Consider the following 22,457-nt stretch of genomic DNA (forward strand, 5'->3'; position numbering starts at 1 on the left):
CCACGGCACCACGGCGGTATCCGGCTACGCCAGACCTGGCGCACACACTGTCGGCCCGGTACATGTGAGTTATACGGGAGCCGCCACTGCCAGCGAGGGCGGGCTGGCCAACACCGGATACCTGGCGATCGAAGATTTCACTCTCGTGCAGCAGGCGGCCCCGCGCACACCGGCCGCCTGGCCGCACCAGGTCGGCGTGCTCCCACCGCGCGCCCTTTCCTTTCAGCACCGGTTAGAGGCCGACCAGTTGCGGGCCGCCGCCGACGGGTTGAACACGCAAGTACTAACTGGGACCGGCGGGGTAGGCAAGACGCAGCTGGCTGCCGACCACGCCCGCACGGCCCTGCGCAGGGGCGAGGTTGACGTACTGGTGTGGATCAGCGCGAGAAACCGCTCAGCGATCACGGCCGGTTACGCGCAGGCCGGTGTGGAGATCCTTGCAGCCGACCCCCGCGACCCCGAGCAGGCCGCGCGGACGTTCCTGGCCTGGCTGGAACCCAAAGCCGAACAGAAGCCGTGCCGGTGGCTGATCGTCCTCGACGACGTCACAGACCCCGCCGACATGATCGGCTGGTGGCCGCCCACCAGTCCGCGCGGCCATGTCCTGGTCACCACGCGCCGCCGCGAGGCCGCCCTGACCGGGACAGGCCGACGCCTGGTCACCGTGGGCCTGTTCACCCCCCAAGAATCCGCCGCTTATGTCACCGCCGTACTCGCCGCACACGACTGTCACGAGCCAACCGACCAAATCAACAGCCTCGCCGCCGACCTGGGACACCTGCCGCTCGCCCTGGCACAGGCCGCGGCCTACATCATCGACGCGGACCTGACCTGCGCCTCCTACCAGCAGATGCTGGCCAACCGGATCAGGAAGCTGGCCGACCTGCTCCCCGAGCCCGGCGTACTGCCTGATGGTCAGGCCGCCACTGTGTCCGCTACCTGGTCCCTGTCCGTCGAACGCGCCAACCAGCTCCGCCCGGTGGGCCTGGCCAGCCCCATGCTCCAACTGGCCGCTTTCCTCGACCCCAACGGCATCCCCCTCACGGTGCTCACCAGCCAGCCCGCCCTCGCGCATGCTGCCGAGCACCGCACGGGCACCGACACAGGCGGCATCCACCGGCCGGCCTTGATCTCGGCCGAGGACGCCGTGCTCGCGCTCAGGGTTCTGCGCCGGCTCAGTCTCATCGACCACACGCCCGATACTCCCCACCGGGCTGTGCGCGTTCACCAGCTCATCCAGCGCGCCACCCGCGACGCCCTCACCCCCGACCAGCACGACCGGCTTGCCCGCACCGCCGCCGACTCCCTTACTACCGCCTGGCCTGCCATCGGACGAGACATCGACCTAGCCCAGGCCCTGCGCGCCAACGCCACCGCGCTCGCCCTCACCGCCGAAGACGCCCTCCACCTACCCGACGCCCACCCGGTGCTCTTCCGTACCGGTGAAAGCTTTGGTGAAGCAGGCCAGTTCACCGCAGCCACAGCCCACTACCACCGCCTGGCCGAGACCACTGGCCACCACCTGGGCCCCTATCACCCCGACACCCTGACCGCTCGAAACGACCTCGCCGGCTGGCGGGGTGCGGCCGGGGACGCGGCCGGCGCCGCAGCTGCGCTAGAGGAGCTGTTGGCCGACCGGGCTCGGGTGCTGGGCCCCAACCACTCCCAGACCCTTTCCACCCGCCGCCACCTCGCCGGCTGGCGGGGTGCGGCCGGGGACGCGGCCGGCGCCGCAGCTGCGCTTGACGAACTGCTGGCCCTCGTGGTGCGGATTCTGGGCCCTGACCACCCCGATACTCTGGCCGTGCGCGGCAACCTTGCTTATTGGCGGGGTGAGGCGGGGGACGCGGCAGGCGCCGCAGCCGCGTTCGGGGATCTACTGCCTGACTTGGTGCGGGTGCAGGGCCCCGGCCACCTCAATACTCTGGCCGTGCGCGGCAACCTTGCTTATTGGCGGGGTGAGGCGGGGGACGCGGCGGGCGCCGCAGCTGCGCTCGGGGATCTACTGCCTGACTTGGTGCGGGTGCAGGGCCCCGGCCACCTCAATACTCTGGCCGTGCGCGGCAACCTTGCTTATTGGCGGGGTGAGGCGGGGGACGCGGCGGGCGCCGCAGCCGCGTTCGAGGAACTACTAGCCGACCGCGCGCGGCTCCTGGGCCCCTACCACCTCCACACTCTTGCAGCCCAAGGCAACCTCGCCTATTGGCGGGGTGCAGCCGGGGACGCGGTCGGCGCCGTAGCCGCGTACGAGAAACAGCTGGCCGACCGGGTACGAGTCCTGGGCCTGAGCCACCCCGACACCCTGACCACTCGCCGCAACCTCGCCCACTGGCGGAATGAGGCTCAGAATGCGGCCGCGTCCGAGGAGCTGCAGGCGGACCGGTTTCGGGTGCAGGACCCCCACTTCGTCTACGAGACCATCGGCTACATGAAATCCGCGCCGCTGGATCGGGGTAACGGTGTGCCCAAGCTCGAGAGGCTGTTGGCTAGCCGCATGCGGGAACTGGGCCCAGATCACCCCGACACCCTCACTGCTCGCAATGACCTGGCCCGCTGGCGGGGTGAGGTGGGGGATGCGGCCGGCGCTGCGACCTTGTACGAGGAACTGTTGGCCTGCCGCATGCGGGCGCTGGGCCCAGATCACCCCGACACCCTCACTGCTCGCAATGACCTTGCCCGCTGGCGGGGTGAGGCGGGGGATGCGGCCGGTGCTGTAGCCGCGTTTGAGGAACTGTTGGCTATCCGCATGCGGGCGCTGGGCCGAGATCACCGTGACACTCTGATCGCCCGCAACGACCTCGCCCACTGGCGGGGCAAGGTGGGGGATGCGGCTGGCGCCGTAGCCGAGTTCGAGGAATTGCTGCCCGGCCTGGTACGAGTGCAGGGCCCGGATAACCCACACACCCTGGCTGCTCGCAATGACCTTGCCCACTGGCGGGGTGAGGTGGGGGATGCGGCCGGTGCTGTAGCCGCGTTTGAGGAACTTCTGCCTGATCTGCTGCGAGTGCAGGGTGCCGACCACCGTCACACACTGACCGCCCGCAACAACCTTGCCCACTGGCGGGGTGAGGCGGGGGACGCGGCCGGTGCTGTAGCCCAGTACTTGCAGTTGTTGCCTGAACTAGTACGAGTGCAGCGCCCTCACCGCTCCGCCACCCTGACAGTCCGCCGCAACTCGCAGGTTGAAGCGGGGGATGCGCTCGGTGCCGTAGCCGAGTTCGAGGAATTGCTGCCTGACTTGGTGCGAGTGCAGGGCCCAGACCACCTCCACGCCCTGGCTGCTCGCAATGACCTTGCCCACTGGCGGGGTGAGGCGGGTGATGCGGCCGGTGCTGTAGCCGCGTTTGAGGAATTGCTGCCTGACTTGGTGCGAGTGCAGGGTGCCGACCACCGTCACACACTGACCGCCCGCAACAACCTTGCCCACTGGCGGGGTGAGGCGGGTGATGCGGCCGGTGCTGTAGCCGCGTTTGAGGAACTGCTGCCTGACTTGGTGCGAGTGCAGGGTGCCGACCACCGTCACACACTGACCGCCCGCAACAACCTTGCCCACTGGCGGGGTGAGGCGGGTGATGCGGCCGGTGCTGTAGCCGCGTTTGAGGAACTACTGCCTGACTTGGTACGAGTGCAGGGCCCTAGCCACGGCCACGCCCTGACCGCCCGCAACGACCTCGCCCACTGGCGGAGTAAAGCCGGAGATGCAGTCGGTGCCGTATCCGAGTTCGAGGAACTACTGCCTGACCTGGCACGAAGGCTGGGTCCCCGCAACGAAGCCACCCTGACCAATAGCCACCCGCAACAACCTCGCCCATGGGCGTGGTGAGGCAGGGACGCGCCAGCGCCGAGGCCGCGCAGGAGAAGTTGCTCTTCGACCGCGCACTGCGACTCGCATCGCGCCGCGCCCCTCTGTCGGGTCTTGGGCCGACCTAGCAGAGGCAAGCCCATTACCTGCCGGTTCTGCGGGCGAGGCCGGACTTGATCTTCCCCTCGTAGCGTAGAGACTTTGACTGGCAGGGGAAGTTGGGAGCCATGGCGGGCAAGAGACGGGAGTTCGATGCAGAGTTCGTGGGGGCAAATGGCAATGGCCTGTACACAGTTCGCCCATACCTGGGGGCTCCTGGCCGCCGGCGCCCTCCCTGCGGGAACGGTGGAAGGCCATCGCCCCAGAACTGGCCGGGCACGTCACCGGCGTCGCCTACGACCCGGACCCTTCTTTGTGTTTGCTGCTTTCGGGCCAGTCCTCGGCCGTGTTGACGCTGTGGGCCGAAGTGCCGCCGATGGGTGCATCGGGGACCTGTTGCGGCCGACCGTCCTGCGTTCGGGCGTCATGCTGGCGTCGGTCGGGAGCCCGCACGATGCCCCGCTCGCCGGTAGGGAAGTTGAGCGGGGCGTAGTAGTCGGCGCGGTCGACTTTCGGTGCTGAGTGTCTTGAGCGTTTGCGTCAGGTCCGTTCTGCGACTGGGGCGGGGATTCCCGCTTGGCGGGTGCCCCAGTGTGTGGTGCGGGCCTGGGTGAGGGCCCAGTACATCGCGGGACGGACGATGAACAGGTTGAGTAGCGTGACCAGTGGGGTGAGGAAGAGCCAGGCGGCGATCTTTTGCCTGGCTGTCAACTCGGGTCGCAGCGCTGCGTACATGCCGGTCTGTGCGTAGGTCATGATGAGCCAGTACCCGAGACCTTGAACGAACACCATCTTGTCATCGGTGTGGTACGGCAGCACGAAGAGGACCCACACGTACAGGATGGGCATGGTCGCCGTGACGACGAGGCCGTAGAGGCGGAAGAACAGGGGTGCCGCGGAGAAGTGGGTCAGCTCCCACCCGACGTAGCGCCAGTACGACTTGAACCATCTCACTCGCTGGGTGAAGAGTTCGTTGAGGTCGGTGGGCATCTTGCTGTAGACCCAGGCCTCGTTGACCGCTACGACCTGGCCGCGCTGGAGTGCGTAGTGGGTCAGTCGCCGGTCGTCTCCCGCCGTTCCGGAATTTACGTAGTCTTCGAGGTTGTCCAGGACCAACTCCTTGCGGTAGACCGCGAGGATGCCGGAGGTGGGGGCAACTGCCCCGACCTGTGAGCGGGCCATCCGGGTGACCAGGCACCAGGTGACGATCTCGACGTCGATGACGCGTGTGAGCAGGTTGTGGGCGTAGTTGGAGACCAGTGTGAGCCCAGTGCATGCCTGCACGCGAGCGTCCGACATGGCTTTGAGGCAGTGCCACAGGCCCATGCGGTGCACGACGGAATCCGAGTCGACCGTCATGATGAGGTCGTACGTCGAGGGGTCGACCAGGCGCAGCACGTGAGCCTGCGCCTCGCGCTTGCCACCGTTGTCCTGACGATGCCAGGTGACCAAGGGATGCTCGAAGGGGGCCACCGGAATCTTGGACCCGTCGTCGACCACGTGGATGGCATCGGGCGGGCGTACCTGATTGATCAGCGCCCACACTGTCTTGTAGAGGGCCTCAGGCGGCTCGTTGTAGGCCGGGACGATGGCCAGTACGCGCGCCTCTTGCGCCGGCAGGTGGGTGAAGCTCCTGCCTTTCACCACGGCGGCCAGTGAGTAGATCAAGACGGCCGTTATGAGGCAGTAGAAGACCAGAGCGGTTCCCCAGGGCTGCGTGCTCCACAAGAGGTGGTAGACGAGGGTCCAGGCGGTGGCCGCCGCGGCGGCGGCCACACAGACCCAGGTCTGCCACGGAGCGTGTAGGCCCCGCTTGGACCTGCGGTGTCCGCTGGGCATGTCAGACGTCCTGCTTGTGCCGAGTCACGGCCCGGTAGGTGAAGGCACCGACCAGGACGAGGCCTACCGCGACGGCGAGTATCCAGTTCAGCGTGATACTCACACCGAACAGCGTGAGAGCGCCTACTCCGGTTCTGGCGAGTGCTCCGTCGTCGTAACCCATGGCAGTTCTTCCTTTCTGCGGCGCAATGAAGCCGCGTGATGGCTGTAGTGGCGGTAGCTGTTGACTGGCACGGGTGCCGGCGTGAATTTCTGTCCGTGCTGCCGTGTCACCGCTGCGGTTCGTCTGGGCTCTAGAGCCGTTCGATGTGCTGGGCGCGTGTCATGGCGCCGCGGGTGTCGAGCACGTAGGCGGCCTCGGCGGCGAGTTGCGTGAGGTCGAATTCGCCGTGTGGGGTGAGCAGGAGGACGGCGTCGAAGTCGGCAACGCTCGTGCCGTTTCCCGCGGATGCGAAGGGGATGTCCCGCAGGCCGCCTTCGGTCAGGTAGGGGTCGACGACGGTGACATCGGCGCCCATGGCGCGCAGCCGGTCGATGACCTGGATGGCCGGTGACTGGCGGGCGTCGGACGTGCCGGGCTTGTAGGCGGCGCCGAGGGCGAGGATGCGGGCCCCGTGCACGCTGCGGCAGAAGCGGCGGTTGAGGGCGTCCTGCAGGCGGCGCACCACGTAGTCGGGCTGGCTTTCGTTGATGTCCTGCGCGAGCTCGACGAGCCTGAAGGTCTGCCCGTGCTGCGTTTTGACGTGATGGCTGAGGTAGACGGGGTCGATGGGCAGGCAGTGTCCGCCGACGCCGGGGCCGGGCAGGAACTTGGTGAACCCGAACGGCTTGGTCGCGGCCAGCTCCAGGGTGTGCCAGACGTCCACGCCGAGGGTGTGTGCCATCCGGGAGAGTTCGTTGACCAGCGCGATGTTGACGTGCCGGTAGGTGTTCTCGAACACCTTGGCCAGTTCGGCCTCTTCCAGACCGGAGGCCGGCACGGTGACGTCGGTGACGGAGTCGTAGAAGGCCTTCACGCGGCGCAGGCAGGCCTGTGTGAGACCAGCGACGATCTTGGGCGTGTTCTCCAGGCGCCAGAGCGTGTTGCCGGGGTCGATGCGCTCGGGGCTGAACCCGACATGGAAGTCGCGGCCGGCGATGAGGCCCGAGCCCTCCTCCAGCAGCGGGACGAGCACGTCGCGGGTGGTACCGGGGTGCGTGGTCGACTCCAGTACCACGGTGGCGCCCGGCTCCAGCCACCTGGCCAGAGTGCGGCCGGCCTCGCGCACACAGCTGAGGTCGGGGGCACGGTCGGTCAGCGGTGTCGGCACGGTGATGACGGCGACGTCGAAACCCTTGAGATCCTTCGGATCCGAGGTCGGGGTGTAGAACCCCGACTGCAGCACGTCCTGCAGACGAGTCGAGTCGATGTCCTCGATGTAGGACGAGCCGGAGGCCAGCCGCTCGCAGCGGTTTTGGTCGGGTTCGTAGCCGGTCACGGTGTAGCCGGCCTCGGCGGCCTGCAGGGCCAGAGGCAGGCCGACATAGCCCTGCCCTAGTACGCAGATGTGCATGGTGGTGTCCTCCCCTTGGTCCGGCTCGCAGGCGTGCGGGTCTGGCGCAGGAAACTCTCCAGGCCGAGCCGCAGGCAGCCGGGGTCTTCGTTGCAGGCGGGTATCAGGATCGGGACGTGCAGCGCGGCCAGCCGGCGACGGGCGCGGCCGGTCAGGTGCGGTACCCGCTCGAGGTGGTACATGAAGGTCTGCAGCAGGAACACCAGGAACACCAGGAACACCAGGAACAGGCTGATCCCGACCACGGTGAGACGGCTGCGCCTCTCGGCATCGGTGGCGAAGGCGACCGCTGCGTGGTGTGTGACCCACGCGGCGGTCGGCAGAACAACGATGATGCCCATGACGACGGTCGCAGGCCGGTGCTGATGGGCGCTCGGCACCGGTCCGCTGCGCTGACGGCGACTCACGTGCCGTGCCGCGCTGGGGACGTGGATGTGGCCTCGCCGGCGGCGAGCGTGAGACGGAAGCCGAAACGAATGCACAGCAGACCCGAGCAGAGCAGGCGCGCCGCGGTGGCGAGCACCCGGCCGCCGATCGGATGGCTGATGCCACCGATCACCAGAACCGGAGTCTGCGTCTGCGCAAGCTGAGCGTGTCCAGGCATACGTATATCCCCCCGTGGGAAAGGCCGTTGGATGGAAAAAATGATAGGAGCAACTGTGGAGGTTCCGTGCAGTCCTTGAACTTTGAAAGAGCTTTCTATGCCCACCGGAGGGGCACCCTCCGGTACGGCCACGGAGAGTAATGCCAGGTCAGTGACGCATAAGCATGATCGAATCCCGTGACACAACTGCGACAATCAATTTCCGGCACCCGCGCCCAACGGCCTCTCACGTCACACCTGTCACACCGTCAAGCGCCGCTCACCCTGCAACCGTTGGCCAACGATCGCCCCGATCCATGGCCAACGGTCAATTAAATTCAATGAAGAAGCGGAATATAAAACCGGGGCCGCAGCACGACACTTGGCCGGCACGAGGGCACAAGTAATCGCCACCTGCGATGCGTTCAAGCCACAGAAGGCGAAGGGTTTACGCCAGCAATGCACCAGTCCCATTTCCACGCACTGGCCGGCAGGGTCCGGGGGCCTGTCCCTTCGGTCGCGACCGCCGAATGGGCGCCCGGAGCAGACAGCAGAGAGCCCTGTCCACCGAGCCCGGACCGTGCCCCGCCAGAGGGCGGCCCCGCCTTGCGGATGGGACGCTGCGCCACCGACGGCACGCCGCCCGCGGCGCCCACACCCGACCGTATGGCCGCCCGATCACCAGTGCCCGCCGGGCTGCTCCAGCCGCCGGTCCTCTTTCGGACCGCGTTTGGGATCTCAGCGCGCAACGCCACGTGATCGGAAACCTGGTTGACCTGTGGTGAATGATGAGGACGTGATCTCCAAGGAACGCGCCGTCGAACTCGTCGAGTCGCTGTTGGCCGCAGAGCGGCTGACATGGGCGGGGCCGGTCCGTGAGCTGGTGGTCTGCGACGTGGAGGAGCACGCGGTCGGCTGGCTCGTCTTTTGGAACTCGGCGCAGTATGCCCGCACCCGTGATCCGCGCGACAACCTCGTTGGCGGTGGCCCTTACCTGGTGGACCGGTACGACGGGAGCATCCACCACGTCCCCGCCACCACGTGGATAGCCGAGGAGTGGCAGGAGCTCTACCTCCGGCAGATCAAGGGCGTCAGGGCGCCTGACCCGCTGGCCGCCTCTGTCCGCGCACTCGTGCACTCCGCCGGGGTGGTGGCCGCGATGAGCCATCTCCGAAAGCAAGCCCCGCGCTTGAGCCTGCAGGAGGCAAAGACCTACGTCATGGCCGTCCGGGACGGAGCCGAGCCGTCGGAACAGCTGGCGAACCTCACTCGGGACGAGGAGAACTGTCCGCCTCTGGCCATCGAAACGCTGGCCGGCCCGGACCAGTAGCAGTCAGGTCGAGGGCAAAAGACGTCGAGCAGAACATGCCCCTCGATCATCAGGCCGCCAGGGGCCACAGCCCATCCTCCGAGCGCGCCTTGCGACGCACGGCTCCCTGCCCACCAGGGGGCCGTCGCCGTTTCAGCGGCAGCCACGCCGTCGTCCACTCCGTGAGACGAGGAAGCGGTGATGGCTGACAGATTCGTATCGCCAGTGCCGGTCGGGCCCGCCGGCCTGAGCTGCAGAGCCCAGAGGTTTGTCGAGGTCGATGGCATCCGCGTCCACCGGCAGGACATCCGGCGACATCGCGACGCGTGGGTCGAGCAGGGGATCCCTGCCGCGGAGATCGACCGGGCGGCAGCCTTCCAGGACCGCTGGGGCGGCCTTGCCCTGCCGCCAGCCCCGTTCTACGAAGGCGGCCCGCGCATCCTGGACGCCGACTGTCCCGAAGGGTCGGAAACCGAGGGATGGTCGTTCCAAGCGGGGAGCTGCCGGGTATCCATGGCCTACGGATTCTGGGTCGGTCCCGACGGAGCATTCGGGATTGACGCCTACCGCTGGACGCCCCTTCACGCGAGCACGGACGGATGGGTGGAGTCTTTGGCGCTTGCCGACCATGCTCGTCACTGGGCCAAGACCGTCACAAGGATCAAAGGGAAGGCCGTCGAGTCGTTGGACCTCAGCGGCTACGCGCCGGTGCCCGAGGTGGAGGGCGTGATGGACACCTGGTGGCGGGGGAGGAACTCGCTCATCGCCCTGTACCGAGGCGAGGCTGTGGGCCTTGACGCTCCGCAATGCCTCGAAGCTCACGTCTACAGCGGCCTCGACGGATAGTGGGGACTCCGCGGGGGCTGACTCGCAGGCGCCGGAACTGAGCACGTAGTTGGCCGGACGGGCCCACTACGTGCTCAGTCACAGCAGCGATAGTTGGCCACGAGGCAGGAACTGGCGAGCAACAACCACACGTCCTACCCGGACGAGCCCCAAAACCGGCAAGATCAGCGGAGCCGCCACGCGATGAGCACACCTCAATCCCCTCTGTCCCGGGCGCCTTCCTGGCTGTACTGCGCACACGGCGCTGACCCCGTCACCGACCCCGTCGGCTGCCGAGGCATCCACGTCCCTGGCCACACCGTATGCCTGGCTCATCTGACGGACATCGACCGCGACGCCTACTTGGCTGGCCTGGCCTCCGGCACCGACATCGACCACCGCGGTACGCCCTTCACCCGGCTCCTCCTGAGTGCCCTTCTCGACGCCCTCCGCGACCCCGCCACCGGACACCCCCGCCTTGGCGTAGCCCGATTCGATTCGGCAACGTTCGAGAGCAACGTCCACTTCGATTCGGCAACCTTCACAGGCTTGGCCGTTTTCAACCGCGCGACCTTCGAGGACTCCGCCTGGTTCCCCTCGGTGACCTTCGAGGACTCCGCCTGGTTCTCCTCAGCGACCTTCCAGAGCGCCGCAGGGTTCGGGTCGGCGACCTTCAAGGACATCGTCGCGTTCGATTCGGCAACGTTCCAGGCCGACGCCCAGTTCGATTCAGGAACCTTCGAGAGCGACGCCCGGTTCGAATCGGCGACCTTCGAAAGCAGCGCCTGGTTCCAGTCGTCGACCTTCAAGGGCGCCGCCCGGTTCCAGTCGGCGACCTTCGAAAGCAGCGCCTGGTTCGAGTCGGCAACCTTCGAGAACGTCGCCCGTTTCGAGTCGGCAACCTTCAAGAGGGTCACCGGGTTCCCCTCGGCGGCCTTCGAGAACGTCGCCGGGTTCGGGTCGGCGACCTTCGAAGACGTCGTCGGGTTCGAGTCGGCAACCTTCGAGGTCGACGCCCAGTTCGATTCAGCAACCTTTGGGAACGTCGCCGGGTTCGAGTCGGCAACCTTCAACGACAGCGCCTGGTTTCGGTCGGCAACCTTCAAGGGCGCCGCCCGGCTCCAGTCGTCGACCTTCAAGGGCGCCGCCCGTTTCGAGTCGGCGACCTTCGAGCGCAGGGCCGGGTTCGATTCGGCGACCTTCCAGGGCGAGGCCGGGTTCGATTCGGCGACCTTCCAGGGCGGCGCATGGTTTCGGTCGGCGACCTTCGAGTCCGAGGCCGGGTTCGAGTCGACGGCGTTCAAGCGCGCCTGGTTCGGGTCGGCGACCTTCAAGCGCAGGGCCGGGTTCGGGACAGCGACCTTCGAGGGCAGCGCCAGGTTCGAGTCGGTGACCTTCGAGGACGACGCCTGGTTCGGGGCAGCGACCTTCAAGAGTCCGGTTGACCTTGGGCCGTTTGCGTGTGCCGGAACGGTGTCGTTGGCTGGTGCGGTGTTCGACGGTCCGATGACCTTGTCGTGCGTGGCACAGCGGGTGGAGTGCCGGCGAACCCGTTGGATGTCGACAGCCGAACTACGGCTGCGCTACACAACGGTGGACTTCGCCCATGCCGTCTTCGAGTACCCCCTCACGATCGCCGCGGAGTCCTCCCCCTTCGTGCTCTCCGACGGGCGGCCAGTGACAGAACAGGCTTTTGCCGGCGGGCCTGACGCGACGGTGCGGATGGCCTCGATGCGTGGGGTGGACGCGGCCCATCTGGTCCTCGCCGACGTCGATCTGTCGGGATGCCTGTTCACCGGGACCGTGCACCTGGACCAGATACGGCTGGAGGGCGCATGCACCTTCGGCACGGTCCCGCCCGCAATGCATTGGCGGGGCTGGCGTCCGATCCGGTTCACCCAACGCCGCACCCTCGCCGAAGAACACCACTGGCGCGCGAGCCAACCGGGGGCCGTCCCGGGCTGGAACGTGGCCGTGTACGGCGCCGGGCGCGTCGGGCCGTTGCAATTGGCGCCGGTGTACCGCGCGCTTCGCAAAGCGTTCGAGGATGGCAAGCACGAGCCTGGGGCCGCCGACTTCTATTACGGGGAAATGGAGATGCGCCGCCACGCCGACGACATACCCCGAAGCGAGCGGGGTCTTCTGACTGCCTACTGGGCGCTGTCTGGCTACGGCATGCGCGCTTCCCGGGCGCTGGCGTGGCTCGGCGCCGCCATGCTCGTCACCATCGTGCTGCTGATGGGCCTCGGTCTTCCGAAGGACGCCCCGAAGCAGGCAGCGACCGGCACCGTCCCGGCCGGCGGCGGCACCGTCACCTTCGAGATCGACAAGGCAGATCCCCAGAACCCCACCGGCGACAGGTTCACCGGCGAGCGCTTCGAACAGGCCCTGGACGTCACCCTCAACTCAGTGGTGTTCCGCTCTGCCGACCAGGACCTGACCACTTCCGGCACCTACATCGAGATGGCGTCCCGTGTGACCGAGCCCGTCCTTCTGGGCCTTGCCGTCCTGGCCGTCCGCAACCGTGTCAAACGCTGACTCGACGAACAGAAGAACCCCTACCCGCATGCTCGGCGACGAGTCGCTGCGCGGGCACCGCCCGCGCAGCCTAGGCCAACGCGCACCCGCGGCTCGGCCGCCACAGGCTGGCCAGGTGGAGTACCCCGTTGCTGTGGCCCTCGCCGAGGCCGTGCCGACGCTGCCTCGCGGCAAGGGCTGGTGGTACGAGATCAAGTTCGACGGGCACCGCACCGTCCTGTGGCGTGATGCAGAGACCGTCCGGCTACAGGCCCGGTCCGGGCGGACGGTCACCTCCGCGTGGATGGATCTGGCCGTGGCCGGCCTGACCTCGCTGCGCCCAGGGACGGTCCTGGACGGGGAGGCGGTGATCTACAGCGAAGGGAGGGGCGACTTCGCGGCCGCGCAGTCCCGCGCGGCCTCCGGTCCGGTCCGCGCCCGCGAGCTCGCCGCGGTGCTCCCCGCCTCATACCGTGTGGGATCTCCTCGCCCACCCCGAGCTTGTTCGCCGAGCCGAAGACTTCGTCCCGGTTCGACCGGCCGGCGGTCGTTTCGATGCTCTCGCCGTCGGAGGTGCCCCCGCGGTCTTCGCCGCGCGAAATTCCTTGTTCTCTTCGACCAGATCCTGTGCGACGCCGGCATCCAGAGTGTGCTCACCGACGTCCGGATACCACGCATGAACGCCATCATTGAGCGCTGGGTCCACCTGCCGCCACGAACTCCTGGACCGCGCCTTGATCTGGGACGAGCACCGGCGGCGCCACTGCGCGTGGTCCCCGAACTGATCACCGACCCCGGACAAATCTCCCGTCTCGGCATACGCCGCCGGCACCGGCTCGGCGCGGAGTGATCCGCGAGTACCGGAACGCGGCCTGACCTGGGCGGCCGCAATGCCGCACTTGGGGAACGTCACGTCGTCGACCAGTCACACCTCAGGGGCGATCGCCGGTTGCGCTGTACTGCACCCGCCACCACCTCGGCACCGTCGGCGTGGGCGTGGGCCGCGAGCGTCGCCATGCAGTCACCGACCGGCGGTATCACCGGGTCGAGGAGGGTGTGGCGGTACCGACGGGCGCCCGCGTCCCGGTCCAGCAGACGCTCTGGGGCGACGGTCTTGTCGTCGAGTGCGAAGGTCCTTACGGCGCGGGGCGCTTCGGGGTCCGTGTCGTCCTCGATGGTCACGGCGGCAGATGCGGGTGCCAGTCGGCGAAACCGCCGAAGTCAGCGTTGACCGCCTGCACCTGGTCGGGATTGGCCGCGTGCACGGTGAAACGCTCAAGCGTCCGGTCGTTCATGGACGTCTCCTCGATGTGTGTCGTCACCAGGTCCGGTCACCGCGCAGGACGGCGTCGGCACCGCCGTCGACAAAGATGACCTGCCCGGTCACATGGGTGTTCTCGGGAGAGGTCAGCCAGGCGATCAGCGGCGCGATCTGCTCGGGCCGGGCATGGCCATGCAGCGGCATCGGCACGCTCTGCTCGACGACCCCTCGCATCTCGGGGTCGTCGAGCAGGGGCTGGGTCATCGGCGTGATGATCACGCCCGGGCCGACGGCGTTGAGCGGTATGCCCGTACCAGCCCAGTCCTCGGTGATCGCGGAGCGGCGGACCCAGCGGGAGATCGCGGCCTTGGAGGAGGAGTAGACGAGGTGCCCCTCACCACCATCGACGGCCGTCTGGGAGGCGGCCACAGCCGCCTCTTCGTCGCCGGCGAGCGCGGCGTCCACGATCGCGGAGTCGGTCGGGTGCACCGAGTCGATCGAGCCGACAGCGAGGGCCCGCGGATCGGTGCCGGCGGCCAGTAGGGGGCGCAGGCCCTGGAGCGTGGCCACGGCGCCGAAGTGGTTGACCTTGATGGTGAGCGGGTCGAAGCGCGCGATTCCCGCGCAGGCGACGACGCCATCGAGGCGGCCACCGGTCAACTCGCGGGCTTGGGCCACGAGTTCGACCCGGCCTTCGGCCGACGACAGGTCTGCGCAGATGTCGCTGTTCTTGAGGTCCGCGCCGATGACGGTGTGCCCCTGCGAACGCAGGAGGTCCGTGGTGGCCTTGCCGATGCCGGAGGCCGCTCCGGTGACGAGATAGGTACGGGACATGGTGTGCTCCTTTGGGAAAGGTGTGAGGCGTCCGGGCCCTTTGCGCCCCCATCAACTGCTGTATGACGGCGGACGACAGGCCGACCTTGTGCCCTCCCATCTCCGCCCCGCAGGCGCTGTGGTGCGAGATGTTGAGGAGGGGATCTCGTACGCGTCCTCGGTACAGATCTCCGGAAGGGCTTGGGGCCGCAGACCGCCTCTCTGCAAGTCCGTGAACATCGGGTCCTCTGCGGGGCGTTGAGATGTTCCGGGAGCGTAAGCGGGGTCCTCTTCGAGGGGGAGCCTGGATTCCCGCTGGCTGGGAAGGGCACGGCACCCCATGAGAGGTAGGCCGAACCTCGTGGGAACTTTTCAATCACTGATTGAAAAGTCTTGCGCAGTGTGCTGCCATGTCGTGCCATGGCCACCGACACGACCCGGACCCGACTGCTCGACGCCGCCGAGCGACTCTTCCTCGAGCACGGGTACGAGCGCGTCTCGGTGCGTGCCGTCAACGCCGCCGCGGGCATGAACCCCGCCGCGCTCCACTACCACTTCGGCTCCAAGGAGGGCTTGGTCGTGGCCCTGTTGCAGAGCCGGCTCGGTCCGCTCTGGGCGGACCGCCTGGCCCAGCTGACGCAGCGTCGGGACACCGGCTGGACCCCTGGTGTGGCCGAACTCGTCGACGCGGTCGTCCGCCCCCTGGACGAGCTCGCCGCCCACCCCGAGGGGCGCATGCTGCTGCACCTGCTGGCCCGCGTGGTGCTGCGCAACCGCGACCTGCCCTGGGACGAGCCGTGGTTCCGTCACGATCCCTGGTGCGAGCTGCTGTCCGCCGCCCGCCCGGACCTGACGGCGCAGGAGGTCCAGGACCGCTGGCGCCTGGCCTTCGACCTGCTGCTCCAGCTGTACGGAGAACCCGCCGCCGATGCCGGCAGGCTCGGCACGACCCCGGTCCCACCGCCCGCCACAGTGATCGCCTTCGTCACGGCAGGCCTCAACACCCCTTCCATACAGGCGTACGGAGGATGACCCATGACCATCCCGGTATCCCGTGACATCCCTGACGTCCTCGGCCCGGCGAAGCTCGGCCCGATCACCCTGCGCAACCGCATCATCAAGGCCGCGACGTTCGAGGGCGCCACACCTGACGCCGTCGTCAGCGACCGGCTCATCGAGTACCACCGACGGCCCGCCGCGGGCGGTGTGGGGATGACCACCGTCGCGTACCTGGCGGTCGCGCCCGAGGGGCGCACCGAGCGCCGCCAGATCTGGATGCGCCCCGAAGCGATCCCGGGCCTGCGGCGCCTCACCGACGCCGTGCATGCCGAGGGCGCGGCGATCTCGGCCCAGATCGGCCACGCTGGGCCCGTCGCCGACGCCAAATCCAACGGGCAGCCCGCGCTCGCACCCGGCCGCCTGTTCAACCCCATCAGCATGAAGATGACCCGGGCCGCGACCGAGGCGGACGTCGGGCGGATCACACGCGCGCACGGCGATGCGGCACGGATCGCCGTCGAGGCGGGCTTCGACGCAGTGGAGATCCACCTCGGACACAACTACTTCGCCAGCTCGTTCCTCAGTCCGAAGATCAACAAGCGCCGGGACCGGTACGGCGGCAGCCTCGCCAACCGGGCGAGGGTCGCACGTGGCATGGCCCGCGCGGTGCGTGAGGCGGTTGGTGACCGCCTCGCGGTCACCGCCAAGCTCAACATGGACGATGGCGTGCCCGGCGGCATCTGGCTGGACGAGAGCCTCCAGGTCGCTCAGTGGCTTCAGGAAGATGGCAGGCTCGACGCGTTGGAGCTGACCGCGGGCAGCTCGCTGCTGAACCCGATGTACCTCTTCCGAGGCGAGGCGCCGATCCCCGAGTTCGCCGCGACGTTCCCACAACCGCAGCGGCTCGGTGTGCAACTCATCGGGAAGAAGTTCCTCATCGGCTATCCGTACCGGGAGGCGTTCTTGCTGGAGTCGGCGCGGCAGTTCCGCGCCGCGCTGGACCTCCCACTGATCCTTCTCGGTGGCATCACTACCCGGGACACCATGGACACGGCGATGGCGGAGGGTTTCGAGTTCGTGGCGATGGGCCGGGCGCTGCTGCGCGAGCCGGACCTCATCCGACGAATTGAGCAGGACCGGGCGACAAAGTCGCTGTGCATCCACTGCAACCGCTGCATGCCGACGATCTACTCCGGCACGCGATGCGTCCTGGTCGAGCCCGCGTCAGGCGCGCTTGCCCTACCCGACCGCACCGGTCGTCCGTAGGCGCGCACTGACGGTCACAAGGACCCGGGCCGCCCTGTATTGAGCACGAGCGTTGTTGACGTCCCCGGATCTTGCTGAACAGCGAAGGCCTCCGCTGTGGTGGAGCTGCCCAGGGAGCGGAAGGCCGAAGCGATGGCGTACCTGCCCGCACCGTCCCCCGTCCCTGAGCCGGCCCCTGAGGTGCTGCTGGACGCGATCGACGACGAACTCGAAAGCATCGCTCACGACGGGGCCGGCCGTAGAGATGCTGGGAGTCGAGGACGTCTGACCGATGGGCATGTCTTCGCCTCCGAGCGCGCCACGAAGCTGGAGACCGCCGACGCCAACAAGCAGCGCCCGCTGTGGGCCTCCACCGGCGTCAAGGACCCCGCGTACAAAGACACCCTGTACGTCGACGAGCTGGTCGCGCCCGGCACGGTCAACACGATGCCGGAGGGCACCCTGAAGGCGACCGCCGACCACGGCGAGATCACCGGCGACACCATCACGGGCGGCTACGAGCAGGCCCGCGTCGTGCTGGCGGCCGTCGACGCGCTCGGCATCTCGCTCGACGAGGTCACCCAGCAGCTCGAGGACGAGGCCGTCGACAAGTTCGAGATCGCCTGGAACGACCTGCTCACGTCGACTGAAGAGGCGATGGGGCGTGTGGGAGGAGCTGCGAGGCACTGATCCCCGAAGGCCGCGCTTGTGCCTCGTGAGACATGCCTCAATCTGAAGAACGCGGGCTGGTGTGTCCGAGACAGCGCGGGGCTGGCGCCAGCGGGTGCGGGTGCGGGTGCGGGTGCGGGTGCGGAGGCGGTGGTGGGTCCTGTCTGAAGAAGTCGAGTGCGGCCTGCGGGCCGTGATCGCGGCGCGCAGGCCGCACTCGTCCAGGTCCCAGACCTTCTCGCGCGCCGTGTTCGTTGGGGGCCGAGGCCGGAGCCTGACCGCGCGGCGGGCGGCCGGGTTCAGTCGGGCAAGCCGCCCAGGAAGTCGAGCAGTGCCGCGTTCACTTCGGCCGGGCGTTCTTGTTGGGTCCAGTGGCCGCAGCCGGGGAGGGTGACGGTGGGGTGGAGTGTCGGGTTCAGCTGCTGGAGTGCGGGCAGGAGCTGGTCCATGCCGGGGAAGACGCCCACCAGGTCGCGGTCGCCTACGACGTAGAGTGCGGGGACCTGGATCGGGAGGGCATCCCAGGCCGCACCCAGCTCCCAGTTGCGGTCGATGTTGCGGTACAGGTTCAGACCGCCGGTGAAGCCGTTGTGCCGGTACTCCTCGGTGAACACCGCGATGTCGTCCTCGGTCAGCCAGGCCGGCAGTTCCTTCGGCTCGGCGAGGGTCTCCAGGAAGGTGCTGCCCGGGGGCACGAGGGGCTGCGGGGGCGGGTCAGTCTGAGGGTTGTCGCCGCTTGCTCCGTAGAGAAAGCGGCGGAAGGTGTTCTCCGGGGCCTCGGCGAACTCGGCGTCGGCCACGCCCGGTTGGCAGAAGTAGTTCTGGTAGAAGCGGCCGTCGAACATCTTTGACAGCGCGGTGAGCGGCGGAGTGTCCCCGGCGTCCGGCGCCGGCGGCGGCACGCTCAGGCCTACGACGCCGCGCACCAGGTCCGGGCGCAGCTGCGCGGTGAGCCAGGCGACGGGGGCGCCCCAGTCGTGGCCGACCACGGCGAAGCGCTCGCGGTCCAACTGCCGTACCAGTGAGACGACATCGCCGACGAGGTTCGGCAGCGTGTACGCCTCGACGAGCGCCGGCGCGTCGCTGCGGGCGAAGCCGCGCTGGTCCGGGGCGACGGCGCGGTAGCCGGCCGCGGCGAGCGCGGTGAGCTGGTGGCGCCAGGAGTACCAGCACTCCGGGAAGCCGTGCAGCAGCACCACCAGCGGAGCGTCCTCGTCGCCCGCAGCCGCGTAATGCAGGGTCAGGCCCTTGACCTTAATGCTGTGATGCTCCACGCCCTCGATGTGCGCCGCCACGGCCCCTCCTTGGATCGTGCTCCGTCAACTTCCGTCAGACTAGGCCCATGTGACGCGCGGAACGCTGAGCGATTTCCATCCTCATGTTGAGGCGTAGTGGAGGTCGAGGACAGCCTTCACGATGTGCGTGATGCGGGTGGTGCTGCAGCGGAGTTTTCGAAGTAGGCGCCAGCCCTTCATTTCGTGCTGTCGGGCGGCGGCCAGATCGTGGGTCGAGCCGGGCAAGGGCCGGTGAGGCCCAGAGCAGGCGGCCCACCACGTCCAGCCGGCCGCCACGCAGATGGGTCTCCTTGGGGGAGCGAATGGAGAAGTGCGACAACGGCGGTGCCCGTCGGCGTGTGGCCGACGGGCACCGACCGTTGGGACGGGGTGTCACTGTCACTGCCAGGCGACGATGACCCGGTTCAGGGGGGTGTCGATGACGAACCGGCCGGGGCGCTCCTCGAGGGCGGGGGCGTGGAGGGACTGCAGCTCGAAGGTGGCTTCTAGGCCGCGGTAGTCGCGGTCCCAGGTGCGGATGGCGTCGGCGACCTTCGCGGCCAGCTCGTCACTGCCGGGTCCGTGGCCGATGACGCCGAACTCCCACAACGTGCCGCCCTCGGGCGTCTTCTGGTCGGACAGGCGGCGGGCGAGATAGGTGACGGCGCCCCGATCCACGGCCGCGGTCGACGAGGGGTAGGGGTCCTGCGTCAACAATGTGCCCTTGGCGGCCTGCGGGAACAGCATGCGGACCAGGCCGGACGGCAGGCTGCAGGACACGAACAGCTCCATCCACTCCGGCGATTCCATGGAGTGGACCGTCATGCCGGTCCACTCCTCGCTGCGCGGCTGCTCCAGCACGTTGGTCAGGGCGTCGGCATCGATGTTCTGGCCCGCAGGCGCGTGGAGCCGCACGGTGCCGTCCGCGGCAAGCGGGATGTCACGCCGATCGTCGTCGGCGATGCCTCGGCGCAGCGGAACGAAGGTGTTCATTGCGCTGCCGCGAGACACCCAACGGCCCCCGTGCTGCTCGTAGACGATGGAACGCGAGACGCTGCCGTTGAGCCTCTGCGGGGTGACGAGCCGGCCGCCGGGGGCGAGTTGTTCGAGCCAGGCATCAGGGACGCCGTGCGCGCCGACGGTGGCGATGATCCGGTCGTACGGTGCCCCCTCGGTGTGGCCGAGGGCTCCGTCGCCGGTCAGCACGTCGACGTTGGTGAAGCCGGTGGCGGCGAGGCGGGCGCGGGCGCCCTCGGCCAGGTCGTCATCGACGTCGATGGTTGTCACGTGTCCGTCGGGGCCGACGAGGTGGGCGATGAGGGCGGCGTTGTATCCGGTGCCGGCACCGAGTTCGAGGATGCGCTCACCGGGCTGGGCCTGGAGCTGGTCCAGCATGAGGGCGACAATGTCGGGCTGGGAGGCGCAGGAGACCGGGACCCCGTCGGTGTCGTACTTGATGTCGACGGTCGCGTTCGCGTAGGCGTCGGTCAGCGGCGCGTCGGGGACGAACCGGTGCCGGGGCACGGTGCGCAGGGCGGTCTCGACCGCTGGGGTGCGGGCGTGGCCATCGGCCTGGATCTTGTCGACAAGGGCGTTGCGGAGCCGTTCAGCCTCGGCCTCGGACGCGGTGAGCGTGTCGGTGTTCACCGCGATGACGCTATCGGCGACACAGCCGTTCGCCGCCGTGGACGCGGTGTTGTCACTCGAACCCATGACGCCCTCGCGCGCGGCGTGCCGGCGCCAGGGGCTGTCCGATAGGTCGTGCAACGGCGTTCATGGAGGCGGAGTCGTCCCCGGCAGCCTCGGGACGGTTAGATGCTCAGGTGGTGAACTGGGCACAGATGTACGACTGCTACGGGGACGTCGATCGCGTCCCCGAGCTTTTGGCGCGGGCCGAGCGCGAGGACGACGCAGAGGCGTGGGATGAGCTGGGTTACCGGCTGGTCCTCGAGTGCGATTTGGTGTTCCCCGCCAGTTTCGCCGCACTGCCGCGTCTGGTGCGTCTGGCGTCGCGGAGCGCGCGGGCGCGCGGGCTGGCCGGGACGATCGTCCGGTGCGCGGCAGGGAGCCACGGCTGCGACGACCTGCTGGCGGGCTGTGCCGAAGCGATCGCGGAGTTCCGTGAGCTGCTGGATCGGCACCTGCGGTCACGGCCGGACGACTACCTCGCGACCTTCCGCAACTCGATCGCGGCCGAAGGGCAATACCACTGGAGTGCGGTCCTGGGGGACTTCACGGACGACTTCTACCAGGTCGCCTGCCCTCACTGCGCTGCAGAGGTGACGATCGCCATCGGCGGCTACGGACGCTATTCAGCGATCCGGGACTGGAACCTGGGCGACGTGGACCGACGCGACCTGAGGCCGGCGTCCCCCGAGGGGCTCTCCGGCATCGGTCGTTGGATGCACCAGACCGCCGTCCGTGATGGGGAAGTTGTGCTCGCCGACGGAATCACCCATCTCTTCGGCCAGGCGGAATGCCCACGCTGTGCCAGCGTCTTCAACATCGCGGATGAGTACGCGTCTTCCAATCGCCCACTCATGTGAGCGGTCTACCGGGAGCGAGCGGATCTGTCTCAAGTGCAGAGCCACAGCAGGATCGAGGCGACCACGACAGTGCCATGGAATACGTATGCCGTTCTTCCAGCACGGGAATCGACTGTGGGGCGTCACCCCACTGGCCAGGCGTGATGTCGAAGGTGAGCGGGAGGCGCCCGCCCTCACCAACCAAATGAATCTTGCAGGTCAGCCCGCCCCTTGAACGCCCCAGTGCTTCGTCCGGCCGATGCCGAGAGGGCCTGCTGCGCCTGCCGTGAAAGGCCAGTCGGCCGTTACGGTGGGACATGCAGGCCTCCGTGCGGTGCAGTTTCGACCTCCACCACACACGGAGGCCTTCGCCTTCTTCAAGGCCCGCGCGTGTCAACAACGCTCATGCTCAATACACCTAGGCCCAGCCGTGTTCTGTCAGGCCACCGTCATCGTTGAGGTAGCCGAGGAGGCCTTCCTTCGGATACTCGATGAGGTCCTCGGGAAGTTCGTGAACCCGGAACCACTCCAGAGCCATGCACTTGTCTGGTTCCTGGTTGACTGGCTTGCCGCTCCACTGGGTGGCCTCGAAGAAGAACCCGATCCGCTGCACGGTGGTCTCCTGGTGGTGGTGGACGACGTGCACCAGGCGCAGATGGCCCGGGTCGACGATGACGCCGGTTTCTTCGCGCAGCTCCCGTGCGGCGCCCAGACGCAGGGGCTCGCCCTGATCGAGCTTGCCCGACGGCAGGTGCCAACGGCCGTGGCCGTAGGGGCCGCCGCGCTGGGAGAAGAGCAGCTGGTCGCCGTCGCGGAGGATGACATGGGTGTCGATCACGGGTTGTGCGACTTCCGGGTTCATGTTCCCTGGGGGTTGTTGAGGTCGGAGACAATGCCGACGCTACTGACGGCTCGGGGGAGTGCGTCGGCGATTGCGGATTCGACGTCCGATAGGGGTGGCATCGCTGGTATCGAGGACCAGTTCATGCGACAAGGAGAGGCGCATCGTCGCCGAGCTTCGTTAGCCCTCTATGGCCAGGCGGCTGCCCGGCCATAGAGGGCAGCCTTGTGTTCATGCCTTGAGGGCCGCGACCTCGCGTGCTCGGGTTGCCAGCTCCTGGACGGGGCGGGTTGCCGAGTGCCG

Annotated in this window: 16 protein-coding genes and 5 pseudogenes; 10 read left to right on the plus strand and 11 right to left on the minus strand. The window is 68.1% G+C overall.

The annotated features are described in order from the left end of the window. Positions 1 to 64 precede the first annotated feature (64 nt). Positions 65 to 3,823, plus strand: a complete 3,759-nt coding sequence (locus ACFC96_RS44140) for a tetratricopeptide repeat protein (RefSeq protein ID WP_376618261.1) — start codon at positions 65 to 67, stop codon at positions 3,821 to 3,823. Positions 3,824 to 4,441: 618 nt separating this feature from the next. Here ACFC96_RS44140 and ACFC96_RS44145 read toward each other — a convergent pair. The 4 genes from ACFC96_RS44145 to ACFC96_RS44160 all read right to left on the minus strand — a co-directional run bounded on the left by ACFC96_RS44145 (position 4,442) and on the right by ACFC96_RS44160 (position 7,897). Then, complete coding sequence (locus ACFC96_RS44145) at positions 4,442 to 5,740, minus strand: glycosyltransferase (protein WP_376618262.1); 1,299 nt, start codon at positions 5,738 to 5,740, stop codon at positions 4,442 to 4,444. A gap of 293 nt (positions 5,741 to 6,033) precedes the next feature. Further along, positions 6,034 to 7,293: a nucleotide sugar dehydrogenase gene (locus tag ACFC96_RS44150; protein ID WP_376618264.1), complete on the minus strand. Its 1,260-nt coding sequence runs from the start codon at positions 7,291 to 7,293 to the stop codon at positions 6,034 to 6,036. Continuing rightward, positions 7,275 to 7,634, minus strand: a complete 360-nt coding sequence (locus ACFC96_RS44155) for a hypothetical protein (RefSeq protein ID WP_376618266.1) — start codon at positions 7,632 to 7,634, stop codon at positions 7,275 to 7,277. Before ACFC96_RS44155 ends, ACFC96_RS44150 begins: the two co-directional genes overlap by 19 nt. Positions 7,635 to 7,696: 62 nt before the next feature. Beyond that, entirely contained in the window at positions 7,697 to 7,897 is a 201-nt protein-coding gene (locus ACFC96_RS44160) for a hypothetical protein (protein ID WP_376618268.1), read from the minus strand. Between the two features lie 775 nt (positions 7,898 to 8,672). On the opposite strand from ACFC96_RS44160, the gene ACFC96_RS44165 reads away from it, so the two are divergent. The 5 genes and pseudogenes from ACFC96_RS44165 (at position 8,673) to ACFC96_RS44185 (ending at position 13,377) form a co-directional block, all read left to right on the plus strand. Next, positions 8,673 to 9,206: a YrhB domain-containing protein gene (locus tag ACFC96_RS44165; RefSeq protein ID WP_376618270.1), complete on the plus strand. Its 534-nt coding sequence runs from the start codon at positions 8,673 to 8,675 to the stop codon at positions 9,204 to 9,206. A gap of 180 nt (positions 9,207 to 9,386) precedes the next feature. Continuing rightward, positions 9,387 to 10,031, plus strand: a complete 645-nt coding sequence (locus tag ACFC96_RS44170; protein ID WP_376618272.1) for a hypothetical protein — start codon at positions 9,387 to 9,389, stop codon at positions 10,029 to 10,031. Between the two features lie 183 nt (positions 10,032 to 10,214). Beyond that, positions 10,215 to 12,548: a pentapeptide repeat-containing protein gene (locus tag ACFC96_RS44175; protein WP_376618274.1), complete on the plus strand. Its 2,334-nt coding sequence runs from the start codon at positions 10,215 to 10,217 to the stop codon at positions 12,546 to 12,548. Between the two features lie 28 nt (positions 12,549 to 12,576). Further along, positions 12,577 to 12,927: pseudogene (locus tag ACFC96_RS44180) on the plus strand (hypothetical protein); the annotation flags it as partial. Positions 12,928 to 13,203: 276 nt separating this feature from the next. Continuing rightward, positions 13,204 to 13,377 carry a hypothetical protein gene (locus ACFC96_RS44185; RefSeq protein WP_376618295.1) on the plus strand — a complete coding sequence of 58 codons (174 nt, stop codon included), beginning with the start codon at positions 13,204 to 13,206 and terminating at the stop codon, positions 13,375 to 13,377. A gap of 59 nt (positions 13,378 to 13,436) precedes the next feature. Here the strand turns inward: ACFC96_RS44185 and ACFC96_RS44190 are convergent, their stop codons facing one another. Together ACFC96_RS44190 and ACFC96_RS44195 are read right to left on the minus strand one after the other, a co-directional pair. Further along, positions 13,437 to 13,709, minus strand: coding sequence for a hypothetical protein (locus tag ACFC96_RS44190; RefSeq protein ID WP_376618276.1), 273 nt, complete (start codon positions 13,707 to 13,709; stop codon positions 13,437 to 13,439). A gap of 136 nt (positions 13,710 to 13,845) precedes the next feature. Next, the gene (locus tag ACFC96_RS44195; RefSeq protein ID WP_376618278.1) at positions 13,846 to 14,622 is read right to left on the minus strand and encodes an SDR family oxidoreductase; all 777 of its coding nucleotides are present in this window, start codon (positions 14,620 to 14,622) and stop codon (positions 13,846 to 13,848) included. Positions 14,623 to 15,021: 399 nt separating this feature from the next. On the opposite strand from ACFC96_RS44195, the gene ACFC96_RS44200 reads away from it, so the two are divergent. The 3 genes and pseudogenes from ACFC96_RS44200 to ACFC96_RS44210 form a co-directional block, all read left to right on the plus strand. Beyond that, entirely contained in the window at positions 15,022 to 15,633 is a 612-nt protein-coding gene (locus ACFC96_RS44200) for a TetR/AcrR family transcriptional regulator (protein WP_376618280.1), read from the plus strand. Positions 15,634 to 15,636: 3 nt separating this feature from the next. Continuing rightward, positions 15,637 to 16,866 carry an NADH:flavin oxidoreductase gene (locus ACFC96_RS44205; RefSeq protein ID WP_376618281.1) on the plus strand — a complete coding sequence of 410 codons (1,230 nt, stop codon included), beginning with the start codon at positions 15,637 to 15,639 and terminating at the stop codon, positions 16,864 to 16,866. 195 nt (positions 16,867 to 17,061) lie between these two features. Next, positions 17,062 to 17,535: pseudogene (locus ACFC96_RS44210) on the plus strand (transaldolase family protein); the annotation flags it as partial. Between the two features lie 278 nt (positions 17,536 to 17,813). Here ACFC96_RS44210 and ACFC96_RS44215 read toward each other — a convergent pair. From ACFC96_RS44215 to fxlM, 3 genes and pseudogenes are all read right to left on the minus strand, one after another. Then, positions 17,814 to 18,809 (minus strand): alpha/beta fold hydrolase, encoded by a 996-nt coding sequence (locus tag ACFC96_RS44215; protein WP_376618283.1) that lies wholly within the window; start codon positions 18,807 to 18,809, stop codon positions 17,814 to 17,816. A gap of 81 nt (positions 18,810 to 18,890) precedes the next feature. After that, positions 18,891 to 19,071: pseudogene (locus ACFC96_RS44220) on the minus strand (IS5/IS1182 family transposase); the annotation flags it as partial. A 116-nt stretch (positions 19,072 to 19,187) separates the two neighbouring features. Then, positions 19,188 to 20,516, minus strand: a pseudogene (fxlM, locus tag ACFC96_RS44225) (methyltransferase, FxLD system); the annotation flags it as partial. A 98-nt stretch (positions 20,517 to 20,614) separates the two neighbouring features. Here fxlM and ACFC96_RS44230 point away from each other — a divergent pair. Then, the gene (locus ACFC96_RS44230; protein WP_376618285.1) at positions 20,615 to 21,334 is read left to right on the plus strand and encodes a hypothetical protein; all 720 of its coding nucleotides are present in this window, start codon (positions 20,615 to 20,617) and stop codon (positions 21,332 to 21,334) included. 91 nt (positions 21,335 to 21,425) lie between these two features. Here the strand turns inward: ACFC96_RS44230 and ACFC96_RS44235 are convergent. After that, a pseudogene (locus ACFC96_RS44235) lies at positions 21,426 to 21,602 on the minus strand (IS5/IS1182 family transposase); the annotation flags it as partial. A gap of 129 nt (positions 21,603 to 21,731) precedes the next feature. Further along, positions 21,732 to 22,175: an NUDIX domain-containing protein gene (locus ACFC96_RS44240; protein WP_376618287.1), complete on the minus strand. Its 444-nt coding sequence runs from the start codon at positions 22,173 to 22,175 to the stop codon at positions 21,732 to 21,734. Between the last annotated feature and the right edge of the window lie 282 nt (positions 22,176 to 22,457).

The sequence above is a fragment of the Streptomyces sp. NPDC055955 genome, from assembly GCF_042270245.1.
Taxonomy (GTDB): Bacteria; Actinomycetota; Actinomycetes; order Streptomycetales; family Streptomycetaceae; genus Streptomyces.

Coding starts and splice junctions, on each gene's coding strand:
- ACFC96_RS44145 (WP_376618262.1), bottom strand. CDS start 5,740: ATGCCCAGCGGACACCGCAGGTCCAAGCGGGGCCTACACGCTCCGTGG.
- ACFC96_RS44150 (WP_376618264.1), bottom strand. CDS start 7,293: ATGCACATCTGCGTACTAGGGCAGGGCTATGTCGGCCTGCCTCTGGCC.
- ACFC96_RS44155 (WP_376618266.1), bottom strand. CDS start 7,634: ATGGGCATCATCGTTGTTCTGCCGACCGCCGCGTGGGTCACACACCAC.
- ACFC96_RS44160 (WP_376618268.1), bottom strand. CDS start 7,897: ATGCCTGGACACGCTCAGCTTGCGCAGACGCAGACTCCGGTTCTGGTG.
- ACFC96_RS44170 (WP_376618272.1), top strand. CDS start 9,387: ATGGCTGACAGATTCGTATCGCCAGTGCCGGTCGGGCCCGCCGGCCTG.
- ACFC96_RS44175 (WP_376618274.1), top strand. CDS start 10,215: ATGAGCACACCTCAATCCCCTCTGTCCCGGGCGCCTTCCTGGCTGTAC.
- ACFC96_RS44185 (WP_376618295.1), top strand. CDS start 13,204: ATGAACGCCATCATTGAGCGCTGGGTCCACCTGCCGCCACGAACTCCT.
- ACFC96_RS44195 (WP_376618278.1), bottom strand. CDS start 14,622: ATGTCCCGTACCTATCTCGTCACCGGAGCGGCCTCCGGCATCGGCAAG.
- ACFC96_RS44200 (WP_376618280.1), top strand. CDS start 15,022: ATGGCCACCGACACGACCCGGACCCGACTGCTCGACGCCGCCGAGCGA.
- ACFC96_RS44205 (WP_376618281.1), top strand. CDS start 15,637: ATGACCATCCCGGTATCCCGTGACATCCCTGACGTCCTCGGCCCGGCG.
- ACFC96_RS44240 (WP_376618287.1), bottom strand. CDS start 22,175: ATGAACCCGGAAGTCGCACAACCCGTGATCGACACCCATGTCATCCTC.